The sequence below is a fragment of the Sphingomonas soli NBRC 100801 genome (assembly GCF_001591025.1).
Classification (GTDB): Bacteria; Pseudomonadota; Alphaproteobacteria; order Sphingomonadales; family Sphingomonadaceae; genus Sphingomonas; species Sphingomonas soli.
Genome location: NZ_BCTZ01000014.1, coordinates 172,430 through 183,571 on the forward strand (window position 1 = coordinate 172,430; position 11,142 = coordinate 183,571).

General features: G+C 65.3%; 8 protein-coding genes. 1 reads left to right on the forward strand and 7 read right to left on the reverse strand.

Annotated features, from left to right (window positions below; genetic code table 11):
• Nucleotides 1–124: 124 nt before the first annotated feature.
• The 7 genes from gltB to SSO01S_RS11550 form a co-directional block, all read right to left on the reverse strand.
• A complete protein-coding gene (gene gltB / locus SSO01S_RS11520; protein WP_066798835.1) occupies nt 125–4,645 on the reverse strand; it encodes a glutamate synthase large subunit in 4,521 nt (1,506 codons plus the stop codon).
• Entirely contained in the window at nt 4,642–5,196 is a 555-nt protein-coding gene (locus SSO01S_RS11525; protein WP_066798836.1) for a hypothetical protein, read from the reverse strand. The genes gltB and SSO01S_RS11525 overlap by 4 nt, the downstream gene beginning before the upstream one ends.
• Nucleotides 5,193–5,849 carry a DUF2059 domain-containing protein gene (locus SSO01S_RS11530; RefSeq protein WP_157073755.1) on the reverse strand — a complete coding sequence of 219 codons (657 nt, stop codon included), beginning with the start codon at nt 5,847–5,849 and terminating at the stop codon, nt 5,193–5,195. Before SSO01S_RS11530 ends, SSO01S_RS11525 begins: the two co-directional genes overlap by 4 nt.
• Nucleotides 5,846–7,279, reverse strand: coding sequence for an NAD(P)-dependent oxidoreductase (locus SSO01S_RS11535; RefSeq protein WP_066798838.1), 1,434 nt, complete (start codon nt 7,277–7,279; stop codon nt 5,846–5,848). Before SSO01S_RS11535 ends, SSO01S_RS11530 begins: the two co-directional genes overlap by 4 nt.
• Nucleotides 7,280–7,402: 123 nt before the next feature.
• Nucleotides 7,403–8,203: an undecaprenyl-diphosphate phosphatase gene (locus SSO01S_RS11540; RefSeq protein ID WP_066798839.1), complete on the reverse strand. Its 801-nt coding sequence runs from the start codon at nt 8,201–8,203 to the stop codon at nt 7,403–7,405.
• Nucleotides 8,204–8,232: 29 nt separating this feature from the next.
• Nucleotides 8,233–9,165, reverse strand: coding sequence for a complex I NDUFA9 subunit family protein (locus SSO01S_RS11545; protein WP_066798840.1), 933 nt, complete (start codon nt 9,163–9,165; stop codon nt 8,233–8,235).
• Nucleotides 9,166–9,382: 217 nt separating this feature from the next.
• A complete protein-coding gene (locus tag SSO01S_RS11550) occupies nt 9,383–10,540 on the reverse strand; it encodes a phospholipase D-like domain-containing protein (RefSeq protein ID WP_066798858.1) in 1,158 nt (385 codons plus the stop codon).
• 203 nt (nt 10,541–10,743) lie between these two features.
• Between SSO01S_RS11550 and rpoZ the strand changes: the two genes are divergently transcribed.
• The gene (rpoZ, locus tag SSO01S_RS11555) at nt 10,744–11,088 is read left to right on the forward strand and encodes a DNA-directed RNA polymerase subunit omega (RefSeq protein WP_066798841.1); all 345 of its coding nucleotides are present in this window, start codon (nt 10,744–10,746) and stop codon (nt 11,086–11,088) included.
• Nucleotides 11,089–11,142 lie beyond the last annotated feature (54 nt).

Consider the following 11,142-nt stretch of genomic DNA (forward strand, 5'->3'; position numbering starts at 1 on the left):
AGCCCGCGTCCCCCGCCGTCATGCCAGCGGAAGCTGGCATCGCTTGCGGCTCCGGCGCACCGTCGCGGGGGACCCCAGCTTTCGCTGGGGTGACGGGCAGGGGCGGCGACGGGTTAGGGCTGGCCTATTCCGCCGCCACCGCTTCCTCCGTGTCGTCGAGCGGATGCGCCAGGCGCGTCAGCATTTCTTTCGGCACGACCTGCCAGAAATGGCCGAGCGCGCGGTTCCAGTCCTCCAGCAGGCCCTTTGACCATTTGCTGTCGGTAGCCTCGGCATGGGCCTCGACCAATGCACGGAGCTTGTCCTCCCAATGGGCGGACGCAAGGCGCTGCCAGACGATGCTCTCGGGATTGGCGCGTGTGGCAAACGTGCCGACCTCGTCATAGACGAACGCCATGCCCCCGGTCATGCCCGCGCCGAAATTGGCACCGACTTCGCCGAGCACAACCGCCGTGCCGTTGGTCATATATTCGCAGCCGTTGGCGCCACAGCCCTCGACCACCACTTCGGCACCCGAGTTACGCACGGCAAAGCGCTCGCCCGCCTGACCCGCTGCGAACAGGCGGCCCGAGGTTGCGCCGTAGAGCACGGTGTTTCCGATGATCGTGTTCTTCCACGATTCGATGGGCGAGCTGACCATCGGACGCACCACGATCGTACCGCCCGACAGACCCTTGCCGACATAATCGTTCGAATCGCCGAACACTTCGAGCGTGATCCCCTTGCACAGGAACGCGCCGAGCGACTGACCGGCCGAACCGCGCAGGCGGACACGGATATGCCCGTCCGAGAGCGCGGACATGCCGAAGGTGCGCGTGACCTCGCTCGACAACCGCGTGCCGACGGCGCGGTGCGTGTTGCGCACGGTATAGGTGAGCTGCATCTTTTCGCGGCGCGAGAAGACCGCTGCGGCATCCTTGATCATCTGCGCATCGAGGCTGTCCGGCACTTCGTTGCGGAAGGTGCTCAGGCTGAAGCGGCGCTCGGCGTCGCTCGCATCGACCTTTGCCAGGATCGGATTGAGATCGAGATCGTCTAGATGCTCCGCGCCGCGGCTGACCTGGCGCAGCAATTCGGTGCGCCCGATCACGTCGTCGAGGCTCTTCACGCCGAGACGCGCGAGGATCTCCCGCACTTCCTCTGCGATGAAGGTCATCAGGTTGATGACCTTTTCGGGCGTGCCGACGAACTTCTGGCGAAGTTTCTCGTCCTGCGTGCAGACGCCCACGGGACAAGTGTTCGAATGGCACTGACGCACCATGATGCAGCCCATCGCGACGAGGCTGAGCGTGCCGATGCCGAATTCCTCGGCACCCAGGATCGCGGCGATGACGATGTCGCGCCCGGTCTTGAGCCCGCCATCGGTGCGCAGCTTCACGCGGCCGCGCAGGCCGTTGAGCGTGAGCGTCTGGTTGACTTCACTGAGGCCCATTTCCCACGGCGTGCCGGCGTACTTCACCGAGGTTTGCGGGCTGGCACCAGTGCCGCCGACATGGCCGGCGATCAGGATGACATCCGCATGCGCCTTTGCCACGCCCGCCGCGACCGTGCCGATGCCGGCCGAGGAGACCAGTTTCACGCATACCCGCGCCTTGGGATTGATCATCTTCAGATCGTAGATGAGCTGGGCCAGATCCTCGATCGAATAGATATCATGGTGCGGCGGCGGCGAGATGAGCGTAACGCCCGGAGTGGCGTGGCGCAGCTTCGCGATGAACTCGGTCACCTTGAAGCCGGGAAGCTGGCCGCCCTCGCCGGGCTTTGCACCCTGCGCCACCTTGATCTCGATCTCGTCGCACGCGTTCAGATACTCCGCCGTGACGCCGAAGCGCCCGCTGGCGATCTGCTTGATGACCGAATTGGCGTTGTCGCCATTCTCGCGCGGGCGATAGCGCTCGCTATCCTCGCCGCCTTCACCCGACACCGCCTTTGCGCCGATGCGGTTCATCGCGATCGAAAGTGTCTCATGCGCCTCCTTGCTGAGAGCGCCCAGCGACATGCCCGGCGTGACGAAGCGCTTGCGGATCTCGGTGATCGCTTCGACCTGGTCGATCGCGATGCCTTCGCTCGGGAAGTTGAATTCGAGCAGATCGCGCAGATAGACCGGCGGCAGATCGCGGACCCCGCGCGAGAAAGCGAGATAGGAGGAATAGCTGTCATTCCCCACCGCCGTCTGCAGCAGGTGCATGAGCTGCGCCGAATAGGCATGCGTCTCACCGCCGAAGCGCTGGCGGTAAAAGCCACCGATCGGCAGCGTCGCGACTTCGGTATCGAACGCCGCTTCGTGGCGCATCGTCGCGTTGAGATGGAGCGAGGCATAGCCTTCGCCCGAAATCTTGGCCGGCATGCCGGGGAAGAGATCGTTGACCAACGCGCGGCTGAGCCCGACGGCTTCGAAATTATAGCCGCCGCGATAGGAGGAAATGACCGCGATTCCCATCTTCGACAGGATCTTGAGCAGCCCTTCGTCGATCGCCTTGCGATGGCGCTTCAAGCATTCCTCGAGCGAGAGATCGCCGAACAGGCAGCGCGCGTGGCGATCCGCGATCGCCGCCTCGGTCAGATAGGCGTTCACCGTGGTCGCGCCGACACCGATCAGCACGGCATAATAATGCGTGTCGAGACATTCGGCGGTGCGGATGTTGACGCTGGCATAAGAGCGCAGGCCGCGGCGCACGAGATGGGTGTGGACCGCAGCGGCGGCGAGCACGCCGGCGATCGCGATCCGGTCCGGCCCGAGATGCTCGTCGGTGAGGAACAATTCGGTGCAGCCGGCGCGGACGGCCTGTTCGGCTTCGTAGCGGATGCGGGCGATGGCGGCGCGTAGCGTATCCGCGCCGCTTTCCTTGGGCGCTCCGGCCTCGAAGGTGCAGTCGATCTCGGCGGCCTGACCGCCGAAATGCGCGCGCAGCCGGTCCCAGTCGCTGTTGGTCAGCACCGGGCTTTCGAGCACGAGCACCTTGGACCCGCCACCCTCGGTATCGAGGATGTTGGCGAGGTTTCCGAAGCGTGTCTTAAGCGTCATCACCTGGCGCTCGCGCAGCGAATCGATCGGCGGGTTGGTGACCTGCGAGAAATTCTGGCGGAAGAACTGGCTGATCGAACGCGGCTTGTCAGAGATCACGGCGAGCGGCGTATCATCGCCCATCGATCCGATCGCTTCCTTCGCGGTCTCGACCATCGGCGAGAGGATCAACTCCATATCCTCTAGCGTTTGCCCGGCAGCGACCTGGCGGCGGGTAAGCTCGGCGCGATCGAAGCGGAGTGGCGGCGCGGTCGGGGCGGCGAGATCGTTGATCGTCAGGAATTCGCCGATCATGGCGGCATAATCGGCCTCCCCCGCGATCCGGTCCTTGATCGCGCGGTCGTCGAACAGGACGCCCGAATCGAGATCAACCGCGATCATCTGGCCAGGACCCATCCGGCCCTTGGCAACCACGTTGGTCTCCGGGATCTGGACCATGCCGGTCTCGGAGCCGACGATCAGCAATCCATCGCTGGTCTGCGTGTAGCGCAAGGGGCGCAGCGCATTACGATCCACGCCGGCAACCGCCCAGCGGCCATCGGTCATCGCCAGCGCGGCGGGGCCGTCCCACGGCTCCATCACCGATGCGAGATATTTGTACATCGCCAGATGATCGGCAGGGGTTTCCTCTATCGACCATGCCTCCGGCACCAGCATCAGCTTGGCGGTCGGCGCGTCGCGGCCCGAGCGGCAGATCGCCTCGAACACCGCATCGAGCGCCGCCGTGTCCGACGCGCCGGCCGGGATCACCGGCTTGATGTCTTCCGACTGCTCACCGAATGCGAGGCTCGCCATCTTGATCTCGTGGCTGAGCATCCAGTTCTTGTTGCCGCGAATCGTGTTGATCTCACCGTTGTGCGCGAGACAGCGGAACGGCTGGGCCAGCCACCATTGCGGGAAGGTGTTGGTCGAATAACGCTGGTGGAAGATCGCCACGCGGCTGGTGAAGCGATCGTCGCGCAGGTCCGGATAGAAGTCACTCAGCGATTCGGCGAGGAACAGCCCCTTGTAGATGACCGAGCGGCACGAGAGCGAGCAGATGTAGAAGCCCTGCACCTGCGCCGCGATGATGCGCTTCTCGATCCGGCGGCGGACAAGATAAAGGTTCTTCTCAAATTCGGCGGCGTCGACATCGCCCGGCATCGGGCCGGCGATCATGATCTGCTCGATCTCCGGTCGGGTCGCCTGCGCCTTCAGGCCGATCACCGAGACGTCGACCGGCACCTGGCGCCAGCCATAGATGGTGTAGCCCGCCTCGATGATCTCGGATTCGACGATCGTGCGGCATGCCTCCTGCGCCCCCAGATCGGTGCGCGGCAGGAAGATCATGCCAACGGCGAGCCGGTTCGGCCGCACGCGATGCCCGCCCGCCGAGATCGCATCATCGAAGAAGCGAACGGGCAGATCGACATGGATGCCCGCACCGTCGCCGGTCTTGCCATCGGCATCGACCGCGCCGCGATGCCACACCGCGCGCAGCGCATCGATCGCCGACTGGACGACGCGGCGCGAAGGCTGGCCGTCGATCGCGGCGACGAGCCCGACGCCGCAGGCATCGCCTTCGAATTCGGGGCGGTACATGCCCTCACGGGCAAGGCGATCGCGCTCTGCCTGGTTCATTCCGAAATTCCTTCCTTGGCGAACGCAGCAGTCAATGCCGCGTCGCACGCTTCCTCTGCGGCGAAGATCTGCTCGATGAAGCCCCCGCCCAATTGCGCATTCATCGCTTCGCCGAACCGAATCAGGGGATAGCGCCCGGTAAGCGCCTTCCATTCGGGCGTACCCTCGCTCGCCTTTTCCGCCACCGCGCGATCGGGCCCGGTATAAAAGGCGATCATCGCGCGCAGATCATCGTCGCTTAGCGACATGGCCACCGCGAGCATAACGCGCGACACTTGCTCGCTGCGGCTGGTGTCCGAACATTTCGCGCGATCGGCAAAGGCCGCTGCGATCTCGGCCGATTTGGCGGGATAGCGCTTGCCGAGACCGGCGGCGCGCTCGGCGGCGAAGGGGTCGGGCTCATCCGGTTCCGCACCCGATGGCGGCAATACCGAAACCAGCCGGGCGGCAAGCTCCGCATGCGCGTCCTGCGATGCGCGGGCGCCGGCGGAAGTCCCGGCGAGAGCAAGGCCGAGCAAGGCAGCGGCGGGAAGGAGCAAACGAACGATCACTGCGCCTTCGGCTTTCCGGGCGTTGCAAGCTTCTCCTTTTCAGGCGGCAGATGCGCGGTCTCGGCGATGAAGCGCTGCATCACCTTCGGCATGATCTTGACCATTTCGGGCGTCATCACGGCCATTTCCTTCATCATGTCAGGATCCATGAAGGCGGCCATGAGCTCCTGCCCGAACGCGATGCCCGTGGGCGTCGTGAAAAACGTCTCAAGGTCGCTGAGCTGGGGAAGCGTAAAGCGACGTGCAAAGGCGCGCCCCAGCGCCGCGCGGACGCCCGGCTCGATCGCGTCCATCAGTGGAGTCATTTCCTCGCCCATGATCCGCATCATGATCGTCATGCGCTCGCGAAAGGCGGGATCGCTCTCCGCCATCGCCTGCGAGAAGGTCTTGCCGTCCTTGTCCGGCACGCCGAAATCGGCACCGGTAAGACCGCCCATGCCATCGAACATGGCTTCCATCATGCCGGGGAACATGTCGCGCATGACACGGCGATAGGTGCCGGCGGGAAGAAGGCTGGCCGCCACGCGCTGGGCGACCGCTTCGCGCGCAGGATCGGCGGGCGCGGGCGTCGCCTGCGCACCTGGCGCGTTCTGGGCCAGTGCGGTTCCGGGCAGCGCGCTCGCGAGCGCCAGTGCAACCATCCATCGGGTCATGCTGCTATCCTCCCCTTTTCGCGCATCCAGGCGTGCATATGCGCCGCGACATCGCGGCCGTCGCGGATCGCCCAGACGACAAGGCTGGCGCCGCGCACGATATCGCCGGCGGCGAACACGCCATCGAGGCTGGTCATCATCGTCTTGCCATCGGCGCGGACGGTGCCCCAGCGCGTGACGCCCAGTTCGGGCGCGCCGAAGAGCGTGGGGAGGTCTTCGGCCTCGAAGCCCAACGCCTTGATCACCAGATCGGCGGGGAGCTGGAACTCGGCACCGGGATCGATCTCGGGCGAGCGGCGGCCGCTGGCGTCAGGCGCGCCGAGGCGCATCTTCGCGGCGCGGACCCCGGTGACCGTGTCGCCACCCTCGAACGCTTCCGGCGCAGAGAGCCAGACGAACTCCACGCCCTCCTCTTCGGCATTGGCAGTCTCGCGCTGCGAACCGGGCATGTTGGCGCGGTCGCGGCGATAGAGGCACTTCACCGACGCTGCGCCTTGGCGAACCGCAGTGCGGACGCAATCCATCGCGGTATCGCCGCCGCCCACTACGACGACATGCTTGCCCGCGGCATTTAGCGAGCCATCGTCATATTCGGGAACCGCGTCGCCAAAGCCCTTGCGATTCGGGGCGGTGAGATAATCCAGCGCCTCGACCACACCCGCGGCCCCGACGCCGGGCGCCTTGATCCCGCGCGCCTTATAGACGCCGGTGGCGATCAGGACGCTGTCATGCTTCGCGCGCAGATCATCGAGGCTGGCATCGCGACCAACCTCAAAGCTGTGGTGGAAGGTGATCCCGGCTTCGCGCAGACGCTCAACGCGGCGCATGACGACGTGCTTCTCGAGCTTGAAGCCCGGAATGCCATAGGTCAGCAGCCCGCCCGCGCGGTCGTGCCGGTCATAGACATGCACCTCATAGCCACGCTCGCGCAGATATTCGGCGGCGGAAAGCCCGGCAGGCCCCGCGCCGATGATGCCGACCGACTGGCCGCGCGCCGGACCGACGCGAACCGGCTCGACCCAGCCTTCTTCCCAGGCGGTGTCGGTGATGAACTTCTCGACCGAGCCGATCGTGACCGCGCCGTGCCCGGAAAACTCGATGACGCAATTGCCCTCGCACAAACGATCCTGCGGGCAGATGCGGCCGCAGATCTCGGGCATGGTCGAGGTGCTGTTCGACAGCTCATAGGCCTCGCGCAGCCGCCCCTCGGCAGTCAGGCGGAGCCAATCGGGGATGTGATTGTGCAAGGGGCAATGCACCGTACAATATGGCACGCCGCATTGCGAGCAGCGCCCGGCCTGCTCCTCGGCGGCGGGCACGCCATAGCGTTCCGCGATCTCACGGAAATCCTCCGCGCGCAGTTCGGCGTCGCGCTTGGCCGGGTATTGTTGCCCCGTACGGACGAATTTGAGCATGCGTTCTTCTGCCATGGCGCCTCCGCTATCGCAGGGCGCGCCGATATAAAAGGCAGTGTGGCTGTCCTAGTTTGTGATTATGCGCCGTTGACGTAATATAAACACAAAATTTGACGTGTATTTAGGGCCGTTTTGCGACTATCGCATCCCCAGCCATATCAAGGCTGCACCGCCGGCCACGATTCGGTACCAAGCAAAAGGCGCGAAACCGTGCTTGGTGACCACGGCCAGGAACGCCTTTACCACCGCCAGCGCCACCACGAACGACACGACGAAGCCGATCGCGATCAGCCCCATGCTGTCCGCCGTGACCGCGTCGCGATGCTTGTAAAGCTGAAGCACGGTGGCACCGGTGAGCGTGGGCAGCGCTAGGAAGAAGCTGAAATCAGCGGCCGTCCGGCGATCGATGCCGAACGCCATCGCGCCCATGATCGTGGCACCCGAGCGGCTGACACCCGGGATCATCGCGATACACTGGACAAGGCCGATCTTGACCGACTGGCTGAGCGAGACGCCGGAGATGCCCAACACATTCTCGGTCTTGGCCAGCCGCTCGATCACGAGGATGGCGACGCCACCGATGATCAGCGCCCATGCGACCACCACTGCATTCTCGAGCAGCGCGTCGATCTGGTCCGCCAGCACCAGGCCCAGCGCCACAGCGGGAATGAAGGCGATCAGCAGGTTGCGGACGAACGCCACCGAGCTTGCCTCCCAACGTAGTAGCCCTTTGAACACCGCGAGGAAGGTGCGCCAATAGAGCACGACGATCGCGAGGATCGCGCCGGGCTGGATCGCGATGTTGAACACCGCCCATTTCGCCGCATCATAGCCCATCAGCTCGGTCGCGAGGATGAGATGGCCGGTCGAAGAAACCGGCAGGAACTCGGTGATACCCTCGACAATGCCGAGCAGGATCGCGACGAGATAATCGCTCATTGAATACGCCCCCTATGCCCGCGCCCCGTTCAGGCCGCAGCGCGCGTCTTGCCGAAACGGCCCGCCTTGCGGAAGCGCACCATCCAGGACGGCGCGACGCTCGCCAGCGGGGCAGGCACGATCCCGAAAGCCTCGAAGCCAACGCCGGTGGGCGGCACGACATTATCGGCCTCCAGCATCCGCCACTGATCCAGCGTGATCGGGGCGAAGGGCAGGAACGGCACCACGCCGCCGATCGCATCGGGCAGATCGACGAACGGCACGTCGCGGCCGATCGCGCCGCCGATCCATTTGAACAGCTCGGCCATCGAAATCACATCGGGCCCGCCCAGCGTATATAGCCGCCCGGCATGCGCCGCAGGGTCGCCGAGCGCCTGGACGATCGCGCGCGCGACATCGACGACATAGACCGGCTGGAACTTGGCTTCGCCGCGCAGCACGGGCACAGCCAGCGGCATGCTGGCGATCATGCCGGCAAAGCGGTTCACGAACTGATCTTCGCGGCCGAACAGGATCGAGGGACGGACGATCACGGCATCGGGGAATGCCTTGCGGACAGCTGCTTCGCCTTCGCCCTTGCTGCGCCCATAGCCCGAGGGCGATGCAGGATCAGCGCCGATCGCGGAGACATGAACGAGCGAGGTTACGCCCGCAGCGGCGGCGGCTTCGGCCACATTGCGGGCGCCATCCGCATGGATGCCTTCAAAATCCCCGGCGAGCACGCCCGCCAGATTGACCACCGCGTCGGACCCTTGAAGCGCGCGCGCCAGGCTATCGGGCTTGCGGACATCCGCGGCCGCGAACTGCGCCTGGCCGAGCCCGCCGAGCGGCTTGAGGAACCAGGCGTCGCGCGGGCGCGGCTGCGCGATGCGGATGCGCGCTCCGGCGGCGAACAGCTCCTGCGCGACATAGCGGCCGAGAAACCCGCCTCCGCCGATCAGCGTAACCAGCCTGTCCTTCATGCGCCTCAACCTCCTGCGAACAAGCCGCCTCCCATGCCGTGCGTCGCGGGAAACGGCAAGCGTTCGGAGGAATGTGCTGGCTTGGGCGCGCAGGACACGGACAGCCCGCCCGCTCGATCGCTGAGGATAAGTCGCACCTGCCTTTCATGGGGCGCGGCAGAATGCAGGCGCTGCCCCGAATGCACCGCACCAGAGTTTAAGCGATTGGCGCCGATCGCTATTTCCGCCGGCGCGGCCCGAAATTGAGCCTGCGCGTGACGTTATAATCGAGCACGGCCATCACGAAATAAGCGCCAGCCTGCTTGATGCGGGTCCATAGCCCGGTGCGCGCCTTATAGACGTCGCCGGTGATCCGCTCCGAATCGGCGATCTCGCCCTCGACATAGGCGCGGACATGCGCGGCAAAGGCTGGGTCCTCGATCCGCAGCATCAGCTCCAGATTGAGATACATCGAGCGGATATCGAAATTTGCCGAGCCGATATGGACGACATCGTCGATCACGAAGAGCTTGGTGTGCAGCTTGGTCGGCTGATATTCGTAGATCTGGACGCGCTTGCGCAGCAGCCCGGCATAAGTGAAGCGCGCCGCCCAGATCGCCGCGCCATGATCGAGCTTGGAAGGCAGGACGAGGCGGACCTGGCCGCGCTTGCCCGCTTTGTCCAGGCGGCGGAGCATTGCCGGGCTGGGGGCGAAATAAGCTGCGATGATGTCGATCATCGAACTGCGATCCATGTCGCGCTTGACCACGCGCGCCCAGGGCGACAGCCGCCGCATCGGGCCGCCGAGGAGCCAGCGGGTCGCGCCCTCGGGCTCGCTCCACGTCCGCAGCGTCTTGCCGAGCTTGCGCATCGACGCCCGGGGCCGCTTCGCCCAGCGCGACAGCGCATCGAAATAGCCGGTGAGCCGCGCAGCCGCAGGCCCCTCCACCAGCAGCCCAAGATCGCGCCACGCCGCTTCATCGGGCGTGCCGAAATAGCTGTCCTCGATATTGAAGCCGCCGATGATCACGCGCTCTTCGTCGGCGAGCGCGAGCTTTTGGTGGTTGCGCAGCAGATAGCGGCGGCCCCAGCGGGGCACGAAGCGGCATATGTCGACGCCCGCATCGTGCAGCGGATCGAAGAATCCCTTGGCCTGCGCCGTCTCGCTGCCCAGGCCATCGACGATCAGATGCACCTCCACGCCGCGCCAGGCCGCCGCGATCAGCGCGTCGCGCACGGCCTCGCCCGCTTCGTCGGCGACATAGATGTAATAAAGCACGCGCAGCGACCGCTTCGCCGATTTGATCAGCTCGAGCAGCGCATGCATCCGGTCCGGCCCTTCGGTGATGAGGGTCAGCCGGTTGCCATCTACGGTGAAGCTGGCGGGCATGGGCATTGCCCGGATGTGCGGAGCATCGGCGGGGTTGGCAAGCGCATGCATGAGGATGAGACGGCCTTTCGTTACACGTGCGGCGCTGAACGCACGGCCGTGCGATTCGGTTCGCGGGGGCGCGGGAGCCGGGATTTCCTTGACAATTCGGCGTCTGCCGCCTAGGTGCCACGCCTTTCCCGGACACCTTAACTCCAAGGAAGCGCTGCATGGCACGCGTCACTGTCGAAGATTGCGTCGACAAGATTCCCAATCGTTTCGATCTCGTGCTGTTCGCAGCCCAGCGCGCCCGCCAGATTTCGGGCGGCGCCGAGCTGACGATCGATCGCGATCGCGATAAAAACCCGGTCGTCGCGCTACGCGAGATCGCCGAAGAGACCGTGCATCCTGCGCACCTCCAGGAATCGGTGGTGGCGAGCATGCAGCGCGTCCAGATCGACGACGAGGAAGCGCCGGACGAGATCGGCAGCCTCGCAGCATCGGCAGAGGCGCTCCGCCTCACCGCGGCTGCGCCGCCCCGCAACCAGAATCTGGGCGGTGATTACGACGGTTGAGGCCCGGGATTAGCGCAGCTAATCCCGGATACAGCCGAAACCCCGACCGGCGGG